The sequence below is a fragment of the uncultured Draconibacterium sp. genome (assembly GCF_913060805.1).
GTDB lineage: Bacteria > Bacteroidota > Bacteroidia > Bacteroidales > Prolixibacteraceae > Draconibacterium.
This window is the reverse complement of sequence record NZ_CAJXTC010000031.1, coordinates 1-22378: the sequence shown is the minus strand read 5'-3', so window position 1 is coordinate 22378 and position 22378 is coordinate 1. Positions and strand designations below refer to the sequence as shown.

At 41.2% G+C, this 22378-nt stretch carries 18 protein-coding genes; 12 read left to right on the top strand and 6 right to left on the bottom strand.

All coding sequences use genetic code 11. The features are described from left to right. Positions 1 to 13: 13 nt before the first annotated feature. From QZ576_RS16990 to queA, 4 genes are all read left to right on the top strand, one after another. Entirely contained in the window at positions 14 to 268 is a 255-nt protein-coding gene (locus QZ576_RS16990) for a DUF3098 domain-containing protein (protein ID WP_297099190.1), read from the top strand. 12 nt (positions 269 to 280) lie between these two features. After that, positions 281 to 1060, top strand: a complete 780-nt coding sequence (locus QZ576_RS16985) for an undecaprenyl-diphosphate phosphatase (RefSeq protein WP_297099187.1) — start codon at positions 281 to 283, stop codon at positions 1058 to 1060. A 41-nt stretch (positions 1061 to 1101) separates the two neighbouring features. Next, positions 1102 to 1815: a tRNA pseudouridine(55) synthase TruB gene (gene truB, locus QZ576_RS16980; protein WP_297099185.1), complete on the top strand. Its 714-nt coding sequence runs from the start codon at positions 1102 to 1104 to the stop codon at positions 1813 to 1815. Positions 1816 to 1913: 98 nt separating this feature from the next. Next, positions 1914 to 2963 (top strand): tRNA preQ1(34) S-adenosylmethionine ribosyltransferase-isomerase QueA, encoded by a 1050-nt coding sequence (gene queA, locus QZ576_RS16975; protein ID WP_297099183.1) that lies wholly within the window; start codon positions 1914 to 1916, stop codon positions 2961 to 2963. Positions 2964 to 3032: 69 nt separating this feature from the next. Here the strand turns inward: queA and QZ576_RS16970 are convergent, their stop codons facing one another. The 4 genes from QZ576_RS16970 to rimP form a co-directional block, all read right to left on the bottom strand. Continuing rightward, complete coding sequence (locus QZ576_RS16970; RefSeq protein WP_297099181.1) at positions 3033 to 5816, bottom strand: hypothetical protein; 2784 nt, start codon at positions 5814 to 5816, stop codon at positions 3033 to 3035. Between the two features lie 148 nt (positions 5817 to 5964). After that, positions 5965 to 8922: a translation initiation factor IF-2 gene (infB, locus tag QZ576_RS16965; RefSeq protein WP_297099178.1), complete on the bottom strand. Its 2958-nt coding sequence runs from the start codon at positions 8920 to 8922 to the stop codon at positions 5965 to 5967. A gap of 60 nt (positions 8923 to 8982) precedes the next feature. After that, a complete protein-coding gene (gene nusA, locus QZ576_RS16960) occupies positions 8983 to 10218 on the bottom strand; it encodes a transcription termination factor NusA (protein WP_297099176.1) in 1236 nt (411 codons plus the stop codon). An 11-nt stretch (positions 10219 to 10229) separates the two neighbouring features. Beyond that, positions 10230 to 10694 carry a ribosome assembly cofactor RimP gene (gene rimP / locus QZ576_RS16955; RefSeq protein ID WP_297099174.1) on the bottom strand — a complete coding sequence of 155 codons (465 nt, stop codon included), beginning with the start codon at positions 10692 to 10694 and terminating at the stop codon, positions 10230 to 10232. Between the two features lie 218 nt (positions 10695 to 10912). Between rimP and QZ576_RS16950 the strand changes: the two genes are divergently transcribed. From QZ576_RS16950 to lpxA, 4 genes are read left to right on the top strand one after another with little or no spacing between them, the layout of a single operon-like run. Next, positions 10913 to 12262: an HD domain-containing protein gene (locus QZ576_RS16950; protein ID WP_297099172.1), complete on the top strand. Its 1350-nt coding sequence runs from the start codon at positions 10913 to 10915 to the stop codon at positions 12260 to 12262. A gap of 36 nt (positions 12263 to 12298) precedes the next feature. Then, positions 12299 to 13336 carry a UDP-3-O-(3-hydroxymyristoyl)glucosamine N-acyltransferase gene (lpxD, locus tag QZ576_RS16945; protein ID WP_297099169.1) on the top strand — a complete coding sequence of 346 codons (1038 nt, stop codon included), beginning with the start codon at positions 12299 to 12301 and terminating at the stop codon, positions 13334 to 13336. Positions 13337 to 13354: 18 nt separating this feature from the next. Continuing rightward, on the top strand, positions 13355 to 14734 hold the full coding sequence (locus tag QZ576_RS16940; protein WP_297099167.1) for a bifunctional UDP-3-O-[3-hydroxymyristoyl] N-acetylglucosamine deacetylase/3-hydroxyacyl-ACP dehydratase: 1380 nt from the start codon (positions 13355 to 13357) through the stop codon (positions 14732 to 14734). A 28-nt stretch (positions 14735 to 14762) separates the two neighbouring features. Beyond that, on the top strand, positions 14763 to 15545 hold the full coding sequence (gene lpxA / locus QZ576_RS16935; RefSeq protein ID WP_297099165.1) for an acyl-ACP--UDP-N-acetylglucosamine O-acyltransferase: 783 nt from the start codon (positions 14763 to 14765) through the stop codon (positions 15543 to 15545). A gap of 80 nt (positions 15546 to 15625) precedes the next feature. Here lpxA and thiL read toward each other — a convergent pair whose 3' ends face one another. Beyond that, a complete protein-coding gene (gene thiL, locus QZ576_RS16930; RefSeq protein WP_297099163.1) occupies positions 15626 to 16663 on the bottom strand; it encodes a thiamine-phosphate kinase in 1038 nt (345 codons plus the stop codon). A 270-nt stretch (positions 16664 to 16933) separates the two neighbouring features. On the opposite strand from thiL, the gene sufB reads away from it, so the two are divergent. From sufB to sufD, 3 genes are all read left to right on the top strand, one after another. After that, positions 16934 to 18379, top strand: a complete 1446-nt coding sequence (sufB, locus tag QZ576_RS16925) for a Fe-S cluster assembly protein SufB (protein ID WP_297099161.1) — start codon at positions 16934 to 16936, stop codon at positions 18377 to 18379. 63 nt (positions 18380 to 18442) lie between these two features. Continuing rightward, positions 18443 to 19195: a Fe-S cluster assembly ATPase SufC gene (gene sufC, locus QZ576_RS16920; RefSeq protein WP_297099159.1), complete on the top strand. Its 753-nt coding sequence runs from the start codon at positions 18443 to 18445 to the stop codon at positions 19193 to 19195. Position 19196: 1 nt separating this feature from the next. Beyond that, positions 19197 to 20564, top strand: a complete 1368-nt coding sequence (sufD, locus tag QZ576_RS16915; protein WP_297099157.1) for a Fe-S cluster assembly protein SufD — start codon at positions 19197 to 19199, stop codon at positions 20562 to 20564. A 43-nt stretch (positions 20565 to 20607) separates the two neighbouring features. On the opposite strand, the gene QZ576_RS16910 is transcribed toward sufD, so the two are convergent. Beyond that, positions 20608 to 20751, bottom strand: coding sequence for a hypothetical protein (locus QZ576_RS16910; protein WP_297099155.1), 144 nt, complete (start codon positions 20749 to 20751; stop codon positions 20608 to 20610). A 262-nt stretch (positions 20752 to 21013) separates the two neighbouring features. Between QZ576_RS16910 and QZ576_RS16905 the strand changes: the two genes are divergently transcribed. Continuing rightward, complete coding sequence (locus tag QZ576_RS16905) at positions 21014 to 22231, top strand: aminotransferase class V-fold PLP-dependent enzyme (RefSeq protein WP_297099152.1); 1218 nt, start codon at positions 21014 to 21016, stop codon at positions 22229 to 22231. Positions 22232 to 22378 lie beyond the last annotated feature (147 nt).

The window sequence follows — 22378 nt, the reverse complement described above, 5'->3', positions numbered from 1 at the left end:
ATTTCAGAAAATAATGGCTAAAAAAAATAAAGAAGTAAAGGAAACAGCAGGTTTTGCATTGGGCAAAGAAAACTATAAACTAATGGCAATTGGCTTTGCCGTAATCGTTGTTGGATTTATATTAATGGCCGGCGGCGGAAGCGACGATCCCAATGTTTTTAGCGAAGAAATTTTTAGTTTTCGCCGAATTACACTGGCTCCAATCCTGTTGCTTTTGGGTTTTGGGTTCGAGATTTACGCCATTATGAAAAAACCAAAAGACGACTAACCCCAACTTTCTATGACCGAACTCCAGGCATTACTTCTCGGTATTATCCAGGGACTTACCGAATTCCTTCCCGTTAGTTCAAGCGGACATCTTGAGATTGGCCACGCGCTTTTAGGTATAAAAGATGAAAACAGTTTACTTTTTGTGCTAACCGTTCATGTGGCTACGGTATTAAGTACTATTCTGGTCTTCCGAAAAGATATTATGGTTTTGTGCAAAGATCTTTTTGCATTTCAATGGAATGAGTCAACCGAATACATCAGTAAACTTCTGTTTTCTTCTATTCCAATTGTAATTGTCGGATTTCTGTTCCGCGACAAGTTGGAAGCTCTATTTACCGGCAACTTGTTTTTTGTGGGCTGCATGCTGCTTTTTACGGCTTGCTTACTCACACTTACTCAATTTGTTAAAAAAAGCGATGGCAAGATCACTTTTGGCAAGGCATTACTAATTGGCATTGCACAAACGCTGGCCGTTTTGCCGGGAATATCGCGAAGCGGATCGACCATTGCAACAGGTCTACTTTTGAAAGGCAAAAAAGAAGATGTTGCCCGTTTTTCGTTCCTGATGGTTTTAATACCAATTCTCGGAGCGGCTTTTGTCGACATCATAACTGGCGAGCTAAATTCGGCCAAAGTAGAATTAATGCCTTTGTTAATAGGTTTTGTAAGTGCTTTTATTTCAGGATGGCTGGCTTGCTCGTGGATGATCAAAATCGTAAAACGCGGTAAATTAATTTATTTTGCAATTTATTGCGCTCTTATTGGGCTAATTGCTATCTTTGCAGCCTGATTTTTCAAAACAGGCTTAATACACTGGAATATAGATTCTTAATGCCCGATTTCAAAAAAACATACGATTTCCCTGGCGGGGAAATTTTGCTTTTCGATAAAGAATTGGAATGGACATCGTTTGATGTGGTTAACAAGATTAGGTATAACCTTTGCCAAATGATGGGAATAAAAAAGTTGAAAGTTGGCCACGCCGGAACGCTTGATCCGCTGGCAACCGGACTGGTACTTTTGTGCACGGGCAAATCCACAAAAAAAATTGAGGAGCTGCAACTGGGCGAAAAAGAGTACATTGCAACGTTAAAGATCGGAGCAACAACTCCATCGTTCGATTTGGAAACCGAAGAAGACAGCCAGGCCGATTTTTCACATGTTACACGCGAAAGTTTTGAAAATATTTTACCGCAGTTTATCGGAGAGATCGACCAGGTACCACCGGTATTTTCGGCGGTAAAAGTGAAAGGGAAACGCGCATTCGATTATGCCCGAAATGGCGAAGATGTAAAACTTAAAGCAAAAAGAATTGTTATAAGAAGCATTGAAATTGAATCGTTTAATCTTCCGGAGATAAAAATAAAGGTAATTTGTGGCAAAGGAACTTACATCCGATCGTTGGCCCGCGATATTGGCGAGGCATTAAATTGCGGCGCTTACTTAACCGGATTAATAAGAACAAGAATTGGCGATTATAAATTAGAAGATGCGTTTAAAGTGGATTTTTTTCTGGAAAACTTAAATTTAAATGAAACCATTTGAAAATTTCACCGTAAAACGTGGTCCTGAATTAAAAAACCAACTGACTGTATTATCTTTGCAGATCGCATAAAAATGACTATTAATAAATAAATTACAATATGAAGTTATCAAAATTCAAGTACAATTTAGAACAGGAAAAGATTGCTTTGCACCCTGCCGATAACCGTGATGAATCGAAACTGATGGTGCTAAACAGAGCAACACGAACAATTGAACACAAATTGTTTAAAGACCTGCTTGATTATTTTGATGATAAAGATGTGATGGTTTTTAACGATACCAAAGTGTTTCCAGCACGTTTGTATGGTAACAAAGAAAAAACCGGAGCTGAAATCGAAGTTTTTCTTCTTCGCGAATTAAACCGCGAGCAACGTTTGTGGGATGTTTTGGTTGATCCGGCACGTAAAATACGTATTGGTAACAAACTGTATTTTGGCGACGACGATTTGTTGGTTGCCGAGGTTATCGACAACACTACATCGCGCGGTCGTACTTTGCGCTTTTTGTTCGATGGTCCTTACGACGAATTCAAACAAACACTTTACAGCCTGGGAGAAACACCACTTCCCCGAACTATCAACCGCCCGGTACAACCAGAAGATACCGATCGTTACCAAACTATTTTTGCCAAACACGAAGGCGCAGTTGCTGCACCAACAGCAGGATTGCACTTTAGCCGCGAGTTGTTAAAACGTTTGGAGATTAGAGGTGTTGATTTCTCTTACGTTACTTTGCACGTTGGTTTAGGAAACTTCCGCAGTGTTGATGTAGAAGACCTTACCAAGCACAAAATGGACTCGGAGCAAATTTGGATTAACAATGAAGCTTGCGAGATGGTTAATACAGCAAAACAAGAGAAACGTAATGTTTGTGCCGTTGGAACAACGGTAATGCGTACTCTCGAAAGCTCGGTATCAACACAAGGATTTTTGAAACCATTTGAAGGATGGACAAACAAATTTATTTTCCCTCCTTACGAGTTTAGCGTTGCAAACAGCATGATTACAAACTTCCACCTGCCTTACTCAACATTGTTGATGATGGTTGCCGCTTTTGGCGGATACGATTTTGTAATGGAAGCTTACGATGTTGCCTTGAAAAACGATTACCGTTTTGGAACTTATGGCGATGCCATGCTGATTATTTGATCAATAACTTAACAACGATACAGAAAACCACGGAATTTATTTCGTGGTTTTTTTATTCCATTTCTGCAGCTATTCCAATTCGTAGCACAACAAGTTACCGTCTTCGTCGCCTACGACCAGACTCAGCGGACCGCCATTTTGCAACTTCCCAATTGCAAATTCGCTGTTACCGCTTAATGGAAATCCATCGTATTGTTTTCCTTTAGCATCAAATAAGTAAATCTCGTTTTCATCGGAATCGGTTACACCAATCATTTTTTGGGTGGCTGAAAAAGCATACAGATTTACCGCGAGCAAGTCATTATCGAACTCTTCTTCAAATAGCTTATCGCCATCCTCGTCGAATACAAACAACCCGTCTTCGTCAATAAATACAAACTCAGGCTTACCGTCGCCGTTAATATCATCCACTTCAAATTGGTGGCCCGATGAAAACTTACCGGTTTTCTTTTGGGCAAATTTGCCATCGAAGAACAGGTAGAAAACATCTCCATCTTTGCTGGTAGTAACCATTTTCGGAACACCTTGTGTATTCAAGGCTATTTCATTTGCCGATGGGGCAAATTTTGCAGATGAATTAACTCGCGTTTCTCCCCTTCTGTTCTGAATATAAACCTGGTTTTCGTCGCTAAAAACAATGTAATCTTTATTGCTCACCCTGAAAAACTGTATCGGGTTGGTTACCGTTCCGCTGGTTTTATCGAATGTCCAACCACTGATTATTTTCCCGTCGTGGCTGTAAGCATAAACCTTTCTATCCTGGCAAGCCACAAAATAACGATATTGATTATTGTTGTTGTAATCGAACACATTTACACCGTTGGTAGCCGGCGATTTTAAAACAATCGGGAAGTTGGCCACGCTGGTTCCGTTTCGGTCGATCAGGTAGATCTTTTCGCTGGTATTAAACAGGTATTGCAATTTGCCATTGTTGTAATAATCTACCTGGTGAATCTGCCCCAGAATCTTTCCGCTTATCGGTGCGCTCCAGATAATTTTACCGTCGGCATCAATTAAATGTAGCTGGTTATTGACATCCTGAATTATGATTTCCTTCTTCGCTTTATTGGTATGATTGATCACCAGTTGCGGTTTTAGCGCCACTTCGGCTCCCAACCTACATTGCCATTTTGCACGAACATCTTTTTTCGGTTTCTGCTGATAACCCAAATTCACCGAATTAAAATAAATGTTGTTCTCGCACACCACCTGCCAGCTAAAGGCATTAAACTTTCTGAAGATCTCTTCATTCTTCTCCAGCCCTTTGTTTATTTCAGAATTAAACAAATCGTGGCGAAGTGCATAAAGGTTATTTACATTGCCATAAACATTCAGGTTAGCTTTGCCCTCGGCGGCTCTGCTTATCGTTTCATAGTCGGCATCATTTCGTAACGTTTCGCCCGAATCCATATCATCTAGATATTTTTCCAAACCCTTTTTCGTATTCGCAAAAATCAGTTGATCATCGCGAAAGGCGGCAAAGCGGGCACGTACAAAATCAAAAGTTCCACCCAGCCAGATTCCCGGCAAGGTTGGGTAGGGAAACTGGTAAATTCGGTAGTTCTGTTCGTCTGACGATTTAAATGTGCTCACCAAACTCTCAAACTCAATATCTTTTCTTTTGGCATAGTTTGTTAGGATTCCTTCAAAAAGCTCCTGGCTCTCTTTCTTCGACTGGCCATTTAAAATAAAAAGCGAGCCCATTTCTGCTTCGGTCGGAACGGAAGTGATGGCTGCCAGCACCCTGTCTTTCACCAGGCTTCTTAATTTCTCGCGACTGTCGGTGCGAAAATTCTGCTCAATCATTTTTATTTTCTCTTCCCTGTCGTAATAGGCTTCGGAATGCACAAAATAGTCTTCCAGATTTTTGAAAAACAAGTCTCTGTCAGAGAACGAGAATCCAACATAAAACGATGTTGATTTGGGCAACAAACGATCGGCATTACAACTCACCGCTTCCTGGCCTTGCAAAACCGAAAGAAAGTGATTCAACGAATCATCGGCGGCAGTAATTCCATTCAGCGTTAAGCGGTTGTCGTGAAAACTTAAATCGAGCTCACTCCAACTGGCATAATCCTTTATTTTTAAAACATCGCGTTTTAAATTGATTCGATCGGTTTCGCCAAATTCATTCTCTTGCTTTTTGGTTGTAGAATTCAAGAAATTAGCCCAAAGCTCCGGGAAACGCCTGTGGTTAATATACCACGCCACTTCCGACTGATTAGCCACCGTACGGTTTACCAAATTAAAATATTGATTGTCGGTAATTCCGGGCGCATTTAACTGCCTGATACATTTTTCCACCAGAATAACTTCGGGGCTGATAATTACCAGGTTTCCGGCAACACTATAACTCAATTCATTATTGCCATCCGAATCAAAAACATCAACAATAGCATAACCATTATAGTTTCGTTTTTGGAATGAAGTACGTGAAATCCCGGTCAGTTTTTCAATTAAGAGTTCAAGTCCCTCACGTTCTTTTGCACTTTTCAGGTTACTTATAATTACCGGATACAATACGTTTTTTCCAACAAAATCGAGTGCAAGTACAACCGGGCGTTTTCCAAGCTGCTTCTGAATTTCGGGTTCGCTATCAATAACATTTTGTATTTCTGATACCTGGTTCAACAGGTTATTGAACTCAGGAATTCCGGCTAATTCCATCACCACAGGATTGTCGGTAGGAATTGCTCTTAGCCCGTCGGCCTCAAGAAACACTGGTGCCGACAAAGGCACAGCTTTATATAACGGCGACTCTTTGGTGAAAGCCACCTCGTCCTTTGCAAAATATAGAAATCCGGCCACTGCAGCGACCAAAACAAGAAGTATGATTATGAGGTACCGCTTCATTTTTCAATCTTTTTGTCAAAAGTAGTAATAAGCTAACGCACGCAACTACCTTTTTCGTTTATGAAATTAAACATTGATTGTTAATAATTTAAGGGTAACAAAAAAGGCCGGGATAACCCGGCCTTCGTTTCTTGCTATATAATGTATCCTATAACGTCTTCGCAACTTCAACTTCCTGGTAAGCTTCCACATGGTCGCCAACCTTAATATCGTTGAATTTCTCGATATTTAAACCACACTCGTAGCCGTTTTTCACCTCTTTTACGTCTTCTTTAAAACGTTTCAGTGAACCTAATATTCCGTCGTAGATTACAATACCATCGCGAATTACACGAGCTTTCGAGTTACGTGCTATTTTTCCATCGCGAACGATACAACCTGCAACAGTTCCCACTTTCGTGATTTTAAATACCTCCAGTACCTCAACAGTTCCGGTAATTTCTTCCTTAATTTCAGGAGAAAGCATACCTTCCATTGCGGCTTTAATCTCGTTAATGGCATCGTAAATAATCGAGTACAAACGAATATCGATTTGTTCTCTTTCGGCCATTTTACGTGCATTTAACGACGGACGTACCTGGAATCCAACCACGATCGCTTCTGATGCGGCAGCCAGCGAAATATCAGATTCAGAGATCTGACCAACTGCTTTGTGGATAATATTGATCTGAATTTCTTCGGTTGATAACTTGATCAATGAATCAGACAGTGCTTCGATAGATCCGTCAACGTCACCTTTAACAATCAGGTTCAACTCCTGGAAGTTACCAATTGCAATACGACGTCCGATCTCGTCAAGTGTAATGTGTTTCTGCGTACGCAAACCTTGCTCGCGGGCCAACTGCTCGCGTTTATTAGTAATGCTACGTGCTTCGCGCTCGCTTTCCATTACATTGAACTTGTCACCCGCTTGTGGCGCTCCGTTCAATCCAAGAATAATTGCAGGCTGCGCAGGACCAACATCCGTAATGTTTTGGTTACGCTCGTTGAACATTGCTTTTACGTGACCGTAGTACTGACCGGCAATAATAATATCGCCAACGTGCAGTGTTCCGCTTTCAACCAATAATGTTGAAACGTAACCTCTACCGCGGTCAAGCTCCGATTCAATAATTGTTCCTTGTGCCTTTTTGTTGGCATTCGCTTTCAGCTCGAGCATTTCGGCTTCAAGCAGTACTTTTTCAAGAAGATCTTCAATACCAATTCCGTTTTTGGCAGAAATATCGTGCGACTGGTATTTACCACCCCACTCTTCAACCAGGTAATTCATATTGGCCAGTTCTTCTTTTATCTTTTCAGGATTTGCTCCCGGTTTATCGATCTTGTTAATTGCAAAAACAATTGGTACTCCCGCTGCTGATGCGTGGTTGATCGCCTCAATGGTTTGAGGCATCACGTTATCGTCGGCAGCTACAATAATAATTGCAATATCGGTTACCTGTGCACCACGCGCACGCATTGCGGTAAACGCCTCGTGACCCGGAGTATCAAGGAAAGTAATATCTCTGCCATCCTCTAAACTTACGTGGTATGCACCAATGTGCTGGGTAATACCACCGGCCTCACCGGCAATTACGTTTGTGCTTCGGATGTGGTCGAGCAGCGATGTTTTACCGTGGTCAACGTGACCCATAACCGTTACAATTGGCGGACGAGGTTTCAAATCTTTCGGATCGTCTTCTTCTTCCTCAATCGCTTCAGCAATTTCAACACTAACAAACTCTACTTTGTAATCAAATTCTTCGGCTACAACGGCAAGCGTTTCAGCATCGAGACGCTGGTTGATCGATACAAACATACCCAACGACATACATGACGAAATAATTTCGTTTACACCAACATCCATCATGGTTGCCAGTTCGGCAACAGTAACAAATTCTGTAACTTTCAGGATATTTTGATCCAGCATTTGCTGTTCCATATCTGCCTGCATTTTTTCGCTGGCAGCGGCACGTTTATCTCGACGGTGTTTTGCACCTTTTTTGGTTTTACCCTTTGTTGTTAAACGGGCAAGAGTATCTTTAATTTGCTTTTGTACGTCCTCTTCGTTAACCTCTTTTTTAAGTGGTCGTTTTTTCTTTCCTGCACCTTGTTTGTTTGCCTGGAATTTTCCTCTCGGACGATCGCCTGGCTTTTGTTGTTGTTGTCTGTCAACACTAACTTTTCCGGAATCCTTAGTAATACGCTTTCTGCGTTTTTTCCGGTTACCCTGGTCGCCATCGTTTTGTTTCTTTTCAGGAAGATCGATTTTTCCAAGAACAGTTGGGCCATTCAGCTTATTAACTTTAGCCTTAATAACGGTTGGACCTTCGCCTTTACCTTTATCTTGCCCCTGGCGCTCGGCAACTCGTTGCTTCTTGCGCTCCTGGCGTTCTTTTTCTCGCTCTTCTTTTGATTTTTTGGCCGGGCGGGTTTTCTGATTCATATTGCTCAGATCGATCTTGCCCACCACTTTTATCTTATCATCCGATTTTGGAGCTGTTGTTTCAATAATGTCTTCCTCTTTTTTCTTCGGAGTACTTTCGGCTTTTGGTCCAGCTTCCTCTTTTTCTGCTTTCGGAGCAGTTTCTTCTTTTTTTGTTTCGGCTGCTGGTGCCTCTTTTACTTCTTCTTTTGCAGGAACCTCTTTTTCAGGTTTCTTCTCTTCTGCTTTCACTTCGGCAGGTTTCTCTTCAACGGGTTTTTCCACCTTCTTTTTCGGTTTATTAACCTCGTCCAGATCAATTTTGTCGAGCACCTTAACTTTTACCTCAGGTTTTTCAACAACTTCTTCTACCGGTTTTGGTTTTTCTTCAACCTTTTTCTCAGCAGCAGGCTCTTCACTTTTTGGTTCTTCTTTCTCCTGACCTTCAGCCTCGGGTTCCATAGAAATAACTTCTTTCTTTGGACGCTGACTCTTCAGGTTCATTTTCTCCGACTCTTTCTTGATGGTAATATCTACTTTATATTCCTTTTCAAGAAGTTGGACGGCGTCTTCTGCAACTTTAGTATTAGGGTTTGAATCGATTTCATACCCCTTTTTATGCAGGAACTCAACAATGGTGTGAATACCCACGTTGAACTGCCTTGCAAGTTTACTAAGTCTTGTTGTTTTGCCTGCTACCATATACTTCTTTAATTTACTTTTCTAATTTGTATGAATAAAACCAATCTGCAACGCTGGTTACTATTCAAATTCTGAACTAAGAATTTTCAGAACCTCATCGATAGTCTCGTCTTCGAGGTCGGTTCTTTTAATCAATTCAGCACGCGGAATATTTAATACGTTCTTTGCGGTATCGCAACCAATTCCTTTTAACGCATCAATTACCCAGCTTTCAATTTCATCTGCAAACTCATCCAGGTTCACATCTTCATCGTCTTCTTCCATCTCACGATAAACATCGATCTCGTATCCGGTTAACTGGCTAGCCAAACGAATGTTCAACCCGCCTTTACCAATTGCCAGCGAAACTTCTTCCGGTTTCAGATATACTTCTGCTTTTTTATCGTCTTCCAGAATTTTTATCGAATTAATTTTCGCCGGATTCAGTGATCGTTTAATGAACAACTGAAGGTTTGACGAATAATTGATAACATCGATGTTTTCGTTACGCAACTCGCGAACGATTCCGTGGATTCTCGATCCTTTCATACCCACACATGCTCCAACGGGGTCGATACGTTCGTCGTACGACTCAACCGCAACTTTAGCACGCTCACCCGGTACACGAACAATTTTCTTGATGGTAATTAGACCGTCGAAAATTTCCGGAATTTCCAACTCGAACAAACGCTCTAGGAAAGCCGGTGCTGTACGCGACAAAATAATTAACGGGTTGTTATTTCGTAATTCTACTTTATATACAATGGCGCGAACATTATCTCCTTTACGGAAATAATCGGATGGAATTTGTTCCGATTTTGGAAGAATCAATTCGTTTCCTTCGTCATCAAGAATCAGAATTTCTTTTTTCCAAACCTGATAAACTTCACCTGTAACGATGTCGCCAATTTTGTTTTTATATTTTCCGTAGATATGGTCTTTCTCCAGCTCCAGAATTTTACTGGCCAGGTTCTGACGCAAATTCAAAATGGCACGGCGACCAAAATCGGCTAACTTAACCTCGTCGGTAACATCTTCGCCTACTTCGTAATCGTCGTCAATTTTCAGCGCATCGCTCAAAGTTATTTGCAGGTTCGGATCTTCGATCTCGTCGTCTGCAACAACTTCGCGGTTTCGCCAAATCTCAAAGTCGCCCTTATCAATGTTGATAATCACATCGAAGTTCTCGTCAGTACCATACTGACGGATAAGCACACTGCGGAAAACTTCTTCCAGCACGCTCATCATTGTAACCCTGTCAATGTTTTTTAGCTCCTTAAATTCGGCAAAAGTATCTATCAGGTTAATATTTTCCATCTTTCATCGCTTTATTTAAATGAAATAACCGCTTTCGCACTTTTTATTTCGTCGTATTTTAAAATATGTTTTTTTACTACCAATTGCTTTTTCTTGTGACCCTCTACTTTTTCTCGTTTCGAAGTCTCAAGCACTATGCCATCTTCACTATTTTCCAAAAGCAGCCCTTTCAATTTCTCATTGTCGGCTGTTAAAACCTCAATTTCTTTGCCGGTGTATTTTTCGTATTGTTGCTTAACTTTAAAGCTTTCGGTTAGGCCCGGAGACGAAACCTGCAACGAAAAATCCTCTTCTTCCCGGTCGAGATTATGCTCTACATTACGACTGACAGCAATACATTGTTCGATAGTGATGCCGTTAAATCCATCAACGTACACATTAATGTCGTTGGCCGAACTTATCGTCACATCAACAATAAACATCTGATCATCAAGACGTTCAGTTACCAAATCTATTACTTTTTGCTTTGCTATCATTTCTCTATATGTAACAAAATAGGGAACCAACGGTCCCCTAAAAATTTCGCTTTTTAGAAAATTCTCGGCAAAAATAGTAATATTATCCAACATTAACAAATATGCGCAGCTACATAAAATGCTGATTTTAAACTAAAAAATCATTAACCGCATTCTGTGCATAACAAATTCATTTTTACCTGCCTTTGCGTTTTATTTCCTAAAAAAAACATTGTCATTTGTATTATATAACAAAACAACATGGTTTATTCTGTTATAAATATGGTATTACCGAAAGTTTTGTAGTTTTAAACCAATCGAAAAACAGCTTTGTGCAACAAGTCCAGCTCAATAAAAAGAAAATAATAAACGATCCCGTTTTCGGGTTCATCAATCTGCAATCTGAGATTATATTCGATCTGTTGGAACATCCAATATTTCAGCGGCTTCGTCATATTAAACAATTAGGATTGTCGTACCTGGTATTTCCGGGCGCCAATCACACGCGTTTCGAGCACGCCATCGGCACTGTGCATTTAATGCGCCAGGCCATTTCGGTGCTAAAAATTAAAGGGCACGAAATTACCGATGAAGAGGCAGAAGCTGTTACGATTGCCATACTGCTGCACGATATTGGACACGCTCCTTTTTCGCATGTATTGGAAAATACGCTGGTAAATATTTCGCACGAAGAGATTTCGCTGATGCTGATGCAGGAGCTGAACCAACAGTTTAACGGCAAATTGGATTTAGCAATCAAAGTCTTCACCAACAATTACAAAAAGCAGTTTTTGCACCAACTCGTAGCCAGCCAACTGGATATGGACCGGCTGGACTACCTGAGCCGCGACAGCTTTTTTACCGGAGTGGTAGAAGGCACCATCGGCATCGACCGCATTATTAAAATGCTAAACATACACAACGACCAGCTGGTGGTTGATGTAAAAGGAATTTATTCGATCGAAAAATTCCTGATATCGCGACGGCTGATGTACTGGCAGGTGTACCTGCATAAAACTGTTGTTGCCGCCGAGTTCTTATTAATAAATGTATTAAAACGTGCCCGCGAGATTATTACAAACGGAGGTGAACTGTTTGTAACACCTACCCTAAAAGTTTTCTTAACCAACAATTTCACCCCCGAAGATTTTCACTCAAACATAAAAGTACAGGAGAAAAATGTTTTGCAGTGGTACACGCTGCTCGACGACAACGACATTTTAATCTCTATTAAAGAATGGCAAAATCATCCTGATCCGGTTTTATCGGAAATGGCAAAAAGTATAACAAACCGAAAATTGCCGCGAACAAAATTTAGCGACAAACCTATTTCGCCCACAAAAGAGCAGAAGTATTTAAAGCAAATCGAAAAGCAGATGATTTCCGATCCCGATTTGGCGAAATACTTCCTGATGACGGGCGTTATAACCAACAACGCGTACAACAAACACTACGAAAATATCTCGGTTTTGTACAAGGATGGAACAGTGAAAGAAATCAACGATGCATCGGATATAAACCTCTCTGCGCTGTCGAAAACAGTGAAGAAGTATTTTGTGTGTTATCCTAAAGAATTGGACATTTACTAGTTAAAACCTATATTTGCATCGCCAAAAAAACAGATAATGGATTTTAAAGCTACGGATATCGCCTCTTTTTTGAATGGAGAAATTGTTGGTGATGGTGATGCAAAAGTATCAAATGTTTCAAAGATAGAGGACGGAAAACCAGGCACTTTGGCTTTCCTTGCCAATCCGAAATACGAGCACTACATTTATGAAACCAAAGCCTCGGTGGTATTGGTTAATAAAAGTTTTTCTCCGAAAGAAGATATTTCAGCGACTCTTATAAAGGTTGACGATGCCTATCAGGCATTTGCGTCGTTACTCGAGTTATATGTACAGGCGAAAGCCAGCATGAAACAAGGAATTGAGCAACCTTGCTACATTGCAGAGAGTGCAACACGTGGCGAAGACGGTTACGTTGGAGCCTTTGCATACATTGGCAACAATGCTAAAATCGGTAATAACGTAAAAATATACCCGCAGGTACATGTTGGCGACAATGTTACAATTGGCGACGACTGTATTCTATATCCGGGAGCAAAAATTTACGACGACTGTGTTATCGGAAACCGTTGTATCATTCACTCAGGAGCAGTAATCGGGGCCGATGGTTTTGGTTTTGCACCGCAGGAAGACGGTACTTATAAAAAGATACACCAAATTGGTAACGCCGTTTTGGAAGACGATGTTGAAATTGGTGCCAACACCACTATCGATTGTGGCACAATGGAATCTACCATTATTAGAAAAGGCGTAAAACTCGACAACCTAATTCAAATTGCGCATAACGTTGAAGTTGGCGACAACACGGTTATGGCAGCTCAAACCGGAGTTTCGGGCTCGGCCAAAGTAGGTAAAAACTGTATGTTTGGCGGTCAGGTTGGTTTAGGCGGCCACATTACTATTGGCGACAATGTTACGCTTGGTGCTCAATCGGGCGTTGTTTCAAACCTAAAAAGCAACCAAACTCTTCTTGGCTCACCGGCCATCGAAATAAAAACAGCCATGCGCGCTTATGTTCTTCTGAAAGACCTTCCGGAAATTCGCCGCGATGTGCTTCAGTTGAAGAAAACAATCAATACAGACAAAAAAAATTAAGAAATATTTTACTTTCCAATGGTTGTAAAACAAAAGACATTAGAAAACTCATTTAAGATTGAGGGGAAAGGATTGCACACCGGTGTTAATGTAACAATGAATTTTTTGCCGGCACCGGAGAACCATGGTTTTAAATTTAAACGTGTTGACCTGGAACACCAGCCAATTATTGATGCTGACGTGGACCTGGTAATCGACACATCGCGCGGGACGCTGCTTGAAAAAGACGGTGCGCGCATTGGAACAATCGAGCATGCACTTGCCGCATTGGTGGGCATGGACCTCGACAACATTCTTATTGAAGTAAATAACGAAGAAGCTCCGATTATCGACGGAAGCTCGAAATATTTTGTTGAAGCCATTGAGAAAGCTGGCGTTGTTGAACAGGAAGCTGAACGCGATTATTTCGAGATCAGTGAAAAAATTGAAATGTTCGACGAAAAGTCAGGCTCGCACATTATTGCGCTACCCGACAACGATTACAGTTTAAATGTAATGATCTCGTTTCCGTCGGCAGTTCTGAACAATCAATATGCAACTCTTGAGTCAATCAAGGATTTCAAAACTGAGATTGCCGAGTGCAGAACATTTGTTTTCCTTCGCGAAATTGAATTTTTGCTGAGCCACAACCTTATTAAAGGTGGCGACCTGAATAATGCAATTGTAATTATCGATAAAGAGATCAGCCAGGAGGAACTTGATCGTTTGGCCGATCTTACCAATCATCCACGTGTTGAAGTGAAAGCACAGGGTATTCTAAACAACCTCGATTTGCATTTCGACAACGAATGTGCACGCCACAAATTACTCGACGTAATTGGCGACCTGGCTTTGCTGGGCAAGCGCATTAAAGGAAGGATTATTGCATCGAAACCGGGACACGGGCCAAACACCATGTTTGCCAGCACCCTGAAAAAACAATTGCGTAAAGAAGCTGATGCAGCTCCAAAATGTAATCCGAACGACGAGCCATTAATGGACGTTAACCGAATAAGAGAACTACTTCCTCATCGTTACCCGTTTTTACTGGTTGATAAAGTAGTTTGCATTCACGACGACGAAATTATTGGTGTGAAGAACGTTACAGTAAACGAACCGTTCTTCCAGGGACACTTCCCCGACGAGCCTGTAATGCCGGGAGTTTTACTGGTTGAAGCTATGGCGCAATGCGGTGGATTGCTGGTACTCAACAAACAAGAAGGGCAATTTTCAACGTACTTCATTCGTATTGACAATGTTAAGTTCAGAAAAAAAGTTGTTCCGGGCGACACGCTGATTTTCAAATTAAAATTAACTTCGCCGATTAGAAGAGGAATTGCCAACATGAAAGGAACTACCTATGTTGGTGATAAAATTGTTGCCGAAGGTGAATTTATGGCACAGATTGTAAAAAAGTAGATTAATAAAGACAGTTAAAAAGTATAAAATGAAACAACCATTAGCTTACGTCCATCCCGATGCAAAAGTTGCTGATAACGTGGTTATCGAGCCTTTTGTTTCAATCGATCATGACGTTGTAATCGGCGAAGGGACGAGAATTGGTTCAAGCGTAACTATTTTACCCGGAACACGCATTGGAAAGAATTGCAAGATTTTTCCGGGTGCTGTAATTGGTGCTGCACCGCAAGATTTGAAATTCAAAGGCGAATATTCAACCGTTGAAATTGGCGACAACAACACCATTCGCGAATTTGTGACCATCAACAGAGGTACTTCGGCAAAAGGTAAAACTGTTATTGGCGACAACAACCTTTTAATGGCATACGTACACGTTGCTCACGATTGTAAAGTTGGGAACAACATTATTTTAGTGAACAATGTACAGTTGGCCGGCGAGGTTCAGGTTGACGATTGGGCGATCCTTGGTGGAATGACTGCCGTTCACCAGTTTGTAAGAATCGGCTCGCACGTAATGATTTCGGGTGGATCGTTGGTTCGTAAAGACGTTCCTCCTTTTATTAAAGCAGGTCGCGAACCACTTTCGTACGTTGGTATTAACTCAATTGGTTTACGTCGCCGTCAGTACAACAACGACAAAATTCGTGAAGTACAGGACATCTTCCGTTACATTTACCAGAAAGGGTTGAACACTGCACAGGCTGTTGAAATTATTGAAGCAGAAATGCCTGCAACTCCTGAGCGCGACGAAGTTTTACTTTTTGTAAAAGACTCGAAACGTGGTATTATCCGTGGTTATTTCCCGGATTAATTACCATTAAAAAATAGCAGATACAAAAAATGCCATCCGTCAGCTGACGGATGGCATTTTTTGTATCTGCTAATTTCAGGTTACTTACCGTGATTCCAGCCCTGTGCTTCAAGCGGGATTGACGAACCGCCTGTTGTTTGCAGGTTGATGCCTTCTCCCGCTTCAGTCATATGTCCGATAACGGTAAAGTCAGGATCATTTTTAATTTTCTCGTAATCGTCCAACGGTAGCGTGAATAACAACTCGTAGTCTTCGCCACCGTTCAAGGCGGCCACAATTGGATTAATGCTTAACTCTTCAGCCATTTGTTTGGTCTGGTAATCCATCGGAACTTTATCCTCGAACAAACTACAACCAACACCCGAATTCTTGCACAAATGCATTATCTCCGATGACAAACCATCCGAAATATCGATCATCGAAGTAGGTTTTATTCCGATTCGTTTAAATGCTGCAATAATATCTACTCGTGCCTCAGGTTTTAACTGACGCTCCAGAATATAATCGTAACCATCCAGCTTTGGCTGCATGTTCTCGTTCACCTTAAAAACTTCATTTTCGCGCTCCAACAACTGAAGCCCCATGTAAGCGCCACCCAAATCTCCCGACACACATAAAATGTCGTTTGGTTTTGCACCGCTACGCATTACAATTTCGTCCTTTTCTGCTTCGCCGATGGCTGTAATACTCAGTGTTAATCCGGTTAACGAACTGGTTGTGTCGCCACCCACCAAATCAACATTGTACTGCTCGCAAGCCAGGTGAATTCCTTCGTATAAATCCTCCAAAGCTTCTACCGAAAACTTTCCCGAAACCCCGATATTTACAATGATCTGTTTTGGGGTGGCGTTCATGGCAAAAATGTCCGACAAATTCACCACTACAGCCTTGTAACCAAGGTGTTTCAGCGGAACGTACATCAGGTTGAAATGTATTCCTTCGGTTAACAGATCGGAAGATACAACCACTTGTTTTTCCTTAAAATCAAGAATCGCTGCATCGTCGCCAACTCCTTTAACCGTGCTCTCGTTTTTTATATTTATCGCCTTCGTTAATCGGTCGATTAAACCAAACTCTCCCAGCTCTGAAATATTCGTTTGTTTTCTTTCTTTATTCATTGTTAATAAAAGACAAATAGGTATGTTTTTATATGCTTTTCACCTGCAAAAGTACCTATAGTTTTATATCTTTGCAATTTATACGTGAACAGGAACAAAAAAGCGTTGTTATTTAATCGAAATTGCTGTTATTTATGGTATTAAGCTTCGGAAATTGATTGGGCAGAAATGTCAGCAAAAAGATTCCGGCACCAAAAATGAGATGAATAACAAGCTTTAAAAGAGACGCAAATTTTTTAATCATTCAAGAGAGAGAAAGAGAGTCAGAAAATGGAAGAACAAGATAAAATATTGAATGACGTAACGCAAGGCGAATACAAATACGGTTTTGTTACCGATATTGAAACTGACATTATCGACAAAGGCCTTAACGAAGACGTAATTCGTTTGATATCTGCCAAAAAGGAAGAACCGGAATTCATGTTGAATTTCAGGTTGGAAGCTTACCGAAAATGGCTGAAAATGAAAATGCCGAACTGGGCTTATTTAAAAGTTCCGCCCATCGATTTTCAGGCAATAAGTTATTACGCGGCCCCAAAAAAAGGCCCTAAATATGAAAGTCTTGACGAGGTAGATCCGGAATTGCTGGACACTTTCAATAAACTGGGTATTCCGCTTGAAGAGCAGAAACATCTGGCAGGAGTTGCCGTTGATGCAGTAATCGACTCGGTTTCGGTAAAAACAACTTTTAAAGATACTTTAGCCGAAAAAGGAATCATATTCTGTTCGTTTTCGGAAGCAGTAAAAGACCACCCTGATTTAGTAAAAAAATACCTGGGACAGGCTGTTCCGGTAGCCGACAACTATTTTGCAGCACTTAACTCAGCCGTGTTTAGCGACGGATCGTTCTGTTACATTCCAAAAGGTGTTCGTTGCCCAATGGAATTATCCACTTATTTCAGGATTAACGCAGCCAACACCGGACAGTTTGAGCGTACACTTATTGTGGCCGACGACGACAGTTACGTAAGTTACCTTGAAGGTTGTACCGCTCCGATGCGCGACGAAAATCAGTTGCACGCTGCAGTTGTTGAAATTATCGCACTCGACCGTGCCGAGGTTAAATATTCAACTGTACAAAACTGGTATCCGGGAGATAAAAACGGAAAAGGTGGTATTTACAACTTCGTTACAAAACGTGGTGTTTGCCGCGGTGTTTCGTCAAAAATTAGCTGGACACAGGTTGAAACCGGTTCGGCAATTACCTGGAAATACCCAAGTTGTATTCTGATGGGTGACAATTCTATTGGTGAATTCAACTCGGTCGCAGTTACCAACAATCATCAGCAGGCCGATACCGGATCGAAAATGATCCACATCGGACGCAACACCAAATCAACAATTGTGTCGAAAGGTATTTCGGCCGGTAAAAGTGAGAACTCGTACCGTGGTTTGGTAAAAGTAATGCCAAAGGCTACTAACTCGCGAAACTTCTCGCAGTGTGATTCATTGCTGTTAAACGATACTTGTGGAGCGCACACTTTCCCGTATATCGAAGTTGGAAATAAATCGTCGGTTGTTGAACACGAGGCAACAACGTCGAAAATTGGTGAAGACCAGATTTTCTATTGTAACCAACGTGGAATCGACACAGAAACTGCAATTGGAATGATTGTAAACGGTTACGCCAAAGAAGTGCTGAATAAACTTCCGATGGAGTTTGCCGTTGAAGCCCAAAAGCTTCTGCAAATCAGTCTTGAAGGTAGTGTAGGATAAACAAATTTTAAATAACTCAGGGCAAGAGTTCAAGCTCTTTCCCGCAACAGTATAGTAGTAAAGATGTTAAAAATTAAAGACTTATATGCTTCCGTTGAAGGGATGGAAATCCTGAAGGGAATCAATCTTGAAGTTAAACCCGGCGAAGTTCACGCTATTATGGGACCTAACGGTTCAGGAAAAAGTACACTTGCAAACGTACTTGCCGGAAAAGAGGATTACGAAATTACCAATGGCGAAGTTGTTTTTGAAGGAGAAGACTTATTGGAAAAGTCACCTGAAGAACGCGCCAAAGAAGGTATCTTTTTAAGTTTCCAGTACCCGGTTGAAATTCCCGGCGTACCAATGGTAAACTTCCTGAAAACTTCAGTTAACGAACACCGGAAGCACAAAGGATTAAAAGAACTTACTGCAGGCGAATTCCTGAAATTAATGCGTGAGAAAATGGATTTGGTTGACATGCATACTAAATTAACCAACCGCATGGTAAACGAAGGATTCTCGGGTGGTGAGAAAAAGAAAAACGAGATTTTCCAGATGGCACTGCTTGAGCCGAAATTAGCAATTCTTGACGAAACCGATTCAGGACTTGATATTGACGCATTAAAAACAGTAGCCAACGGAGTAAACGCGCTAAAATCGCCTGAAAGGTCGACAATTGTGGTAACCCACTACCAGCGCCTGCTCGATTATATTGTACCCGATTTTGTACATATTCTTTACCAGGGAAAAATTGTTAAAACAGCCGGAAAAGAACTGGCTTTCCAACTGGAAGAAAAAGGGTACGACTGGATTAAATCAGAAAACGGAAATTAACATGAGCGTTTTAGTTGACAAAGCAGATTTATCGCTAAAATATACCGCGCATTACAACGAAGTAAAAGACGAGCTTTTCGCAAACTCGTCCGATATTTTGAACGCTCAACGAAAAAAGGCGTTTCAGAACTTTGTTTTGCAGGGTATACCAACGCGAAAAAATGAAAATTATAAATACACCAACCTAAATCCGGCATTTGTGCCCGATTTTAAATTCATCCACACAAGGGAGGAAAAGAAAGCCGATATGGGCGAGGTTTTTCGTTGCGATGTTCCGCAACTGAATACCAACCTGGCACTGGTTTTTAATGGTTGGTTCTACAAAAACGAAACAGAAAAAGGAGATCTTCCGGAAGGAGTTATTCTCGACAGCCTCGACAGTATTTCGAAAGAAAGACCTGAGTTACTGGAAAAATATGCCAGCCTGGCAAATGTTGAAGAAGACCCAATGGTGGCGCTGAACACAGCTTTTGCCAAAGATGGTTTTTTCCTTTATGTTCCGAAAAATGTAGTAGTTGAAAGTCCGATCCAGATCATCAATCTGTTGCAAGACGAAAAAGATACATTCTCTACTCAACGGAATTTTATTCTTGTTGAAGATGGTGCTAAAGTTCAGGTGTTGTTATGCGATCACACACTGAACCTGAACCAATACCTGAATAACTCGGTAACCGAAATTTTTGCCGGCAACAATGCTGAGGTGGAGTTTTACACGCTACAAAACCAGCATAACAAAGCCACAAATATCAATTCGGTATTTATCGATCAGCAGCGCGATTCGCGTGTTACAACACACACTGCATCGTTACACGGCGGTTTGATTCGTAACAACCTGCAATTTGCGTTAAACGGCGAAAATGCCGAGGCGCACATGTTTGGAATGTCTTTTATGGACAAGAAACAACATGTCGACAATTTTACTCAGGTTATTCACGCGGCGCCACATTGCGAAAGTAATCAGATTTATAAAAACGTGCTCGACGAGAAATCAACTGGTGCGTTTGCCGGAAGAATTCACGTTGTTCGCGATGCACAAAAAACAAATGCTTTCCAGCGTAACAACAACTTGTTGTTGACCGACGAGGCTACCATGCAAACAAAACCTCAGCTGATTATTGATGCTGACGATGTAAAATGTAGTCACGGTGCAACAGTTGGTCAGATTGACGAGGAAGCATTGTTTTACCTGCGTGCACGTGGAATTCAAGAAGATAAGGCACGCCTGATGATGATGAACGCTTTTGCCCACGAGGTGGTAAAAGAAATCAAACTGGAGCCATTACGCGACCGTATCGACGAACTGGTTGACAAACGCCTGAAAGGCGAAGTTGCCCGTTGTCACGATTGTGCTTACCAGTGCGATTGTTAAGATATAGAACAACTGAGCAGGTGACTTGAAGTCACCTGCTCAGTTAATCCTTCAACAATCCAAACTCCCGCGCCAACTCTCTATTTATCAGGTCACCATCTCTTTTCCCTGAATAATCCAATAACGACGAAAATTCCCAATCATCCAAATGTGATACAAGCTTTTCACGTAATGGATTTTCGTGCATATAATTAAAGAGAACCTGCGGATTCTCTTTTTCAGGAAGAAGAGATAATTCTTACGTTGAAAGAAAATACGTTGCGAATTATTACCTCTGTTATAAATGTGAAATATGTGATCGGGCGCAAAGTTCATAAGCAAATTAAGAATCAGATAAATAGGTATGATATAAATGTGTATTCCCTTAAAATTACAAAATCTTTTGCACCTTTGCATTACATCGACTGAGCGGGTGACGCAGAGTCACCCGCTCAGTAAACAATGAGTCTATGAATTACGATATCGAAAAAATCAGATCATATTTCCCCATTCTTCAGCAAAAGGTATACAATAAACCATTAGTTTATCTCGACACGGCTGCTTCGGCTCAAAAACCGGTTCAGGTGCTATTAAAGCTTGAGCAGTTGCACAACGATTACTATGGTAACATTCACCGTGGTGCACACTACATGGCCGATAAAGCGACGGTTGAATACGAAGAGGTTCGAGACAAAGTACAGGCTTTTGTTAATGCTGCTTCGCGTAAAGAGATAATTTTTACGAAGGGAACCACTGAAAGTGTTAACCTGGTAGCAAGCAGTTTTTGCGAAAAATATGTTTCGGACGGCGATGAGATCATCGTTTCAGAAATGGAGCACCACTCTAACATTGTTCCGTGGCAAATTGCAGCCGGAAGACGAAATGCAAAAATCGTAAAACTTCCGTTTAACGACACCGGTTTGCTCGAGATAGAAAAGCTGCCGGAACTGATCACTCCGAAAACAAAGTTGATTGCGGTTAATCACGTTTCGAATGTTCTCGGAACCATAAACCCGATTGCAGAAATCATTAAAATAGCACACAAAAACAACGTTGCTGTTCTGGTTGATGGAGCACAAGCATCAGCACACATAAAGATTGATGTACAAAAACTCGATGTTGACTTTTATGCTTTTTCAGCACACAAAGTTTACGGGCCAAACGGTGTTGGTGTTTTATACGGAAAAGAAAAGTGGCTGGAAGAAATGCCTCCTTATCAGGGCGGCGGACAAATGATATCGGAAGTGTCGTTCGACGGAACAACCTTCAACGAGATCCCCTATAAATTTGAAGCAGGAACTCCTAACATTTCTGGATTAGCGGCTTTTGGAGCAGCGATTGATCTGGTAAACGAAATTGGCGTTGAAAACATGGGTCGCCACGAACACGAGTTGCTGGAATATGCCACCGAAAAACTAAAAGCCATCGATGGTTTAAAGATTTATGGCGAGGCACCTCACAAATCGGGAGTAATCTGTTTTAACATCGATGGAATTCATTCGTACGATTTGGGAATGTTACTCGATAAAATGGGTATTGCCATTCGCACCGGCCATCATTGTGCCGATCCGATTATGCAGCATTTTGGAATGTCGGCCTGTGCACGCATTTCATTTGGAATGTACAACACAAAAGAAGAGATCGACATCTTTATGGAAGCTTTGAATAAAGCGATAATGATGTTCTAGTTCATCTTGGCAATAATTATCAATTCCTTTCAAATACAAATCAAACTCACCCTCATTCCCTCTCTTTGCAAACCTTAGATTTGCGAAGATATTTTTTGATGGAATGGAAAGGATTAATTTTGAGTATAAACCAAGATATTAAAAAGA

Coding starts and splice junctions, on each gene's coding strand:
- QZ576_RS16990 (WP_297099190.1), top strand. CDS start 14: ATGGCTAAAAAAAATAAAGAAGTAAAGGAAACAGCAGGTTTTGCATTG.
- QZ576_RS16985 (WP_297099187.1), top strand. CDS start 281: ATGACCGAACTCCAGGCATTACTTCTCGGTATTATCCAGGGACTTACC.
- truB (WP_297099185.1), top strand. CDS start 1,102: ATGCCCGATTTCAAAAAAACATACGATTTCCCTGGCGGGGAAATTTTG.
- queA (WP_297099183.1), top strand. CDS start 1,914: ATGAAGTTATCAAAATTCAAGTACAATTTAGAACAGGAAAAGATTGCT.
- QZ576_RS16970 (WP_297099181.1), bottom strand. CDS start 5,816: ATGAAGCGGTACCTCATAATCATACTTCTTGTTTTGGTCGCTGCAGTG.
- infB (WP_297099178.1), bottom strand. CDS start 8,922: ATGGTAGCAGGCAAAACAACAAGACTTAGTAAACTTGCAAGGCAGTTC.
- nusA (WP_297099176.1), bottom strand. CDS start 10,218: ATGGAAAATATTAACCTGATAGATACTTTTGCCGAATTTAAGGAGCTA.
- rimP (WP_297099174.1), bottom strand. CDS start 10,694: ATGATAGCAAAGCAAAAAGTAATAGATTTGGTAACTGAACGTCTTGAT.
- lpxD (WP_297099169.1), top strand. CDS start 12,299: ATGGATTTTAAAGCTACGGATATCGCCTCTTTTTTGAATGGAGAAATT.
- QZ576_RS16940 (WP_297099167.1), top strand. CDS start 13,355: ATGGTTGTAAAACAAAAGACATTAGAAAACTCATTTAAGATTGAGGGG.
- lpxA (WP_297099165.1), top strand. CDS start 14,763: ATGAAACAACCATTAGCTTACGTCCATCCCGATGCAAAAGTTGCTGAT.
- thiL (WP_297099163.1), bottom strand. CDS start 16,663: ATGAATAAAGAAAGAAAACAAACGAATATTTCAGAGCTGGGAGAGTTT.
- sufB (WP_297099161.1), top strand. CDS start 16,934: ATGGAAGAACAAGATAAAATATTGAATGACGTAACGCAAGGCGAATAC.
- sufC (WP_297099159.1), top strand. CDS start 18,443: ATGTTAAAAATTAAAGACTTATATGCTTCCGTTGAAGGGATGGAAATC.
- sufD (WP_297099157.1), top strand. CDS start 19,197: ATGAGCGTTTTAGTTGACAAAGCAGATTTATCGCTAAAATATACCGCG.
- QZ576_RS16910 (WP_297099155.1), bottom strand. CDS start 20,751: ATGCACGAAAATCCATTACGTGAAAAGCTTGTATCACATTTGGATGAT.
- QZ576_RS16905 (WP_297099152.1), top strand. CDS start 21,014: ATGAATTACGATATCGAAAAAATCAGATCATATTTCCCCATTCTTCAG.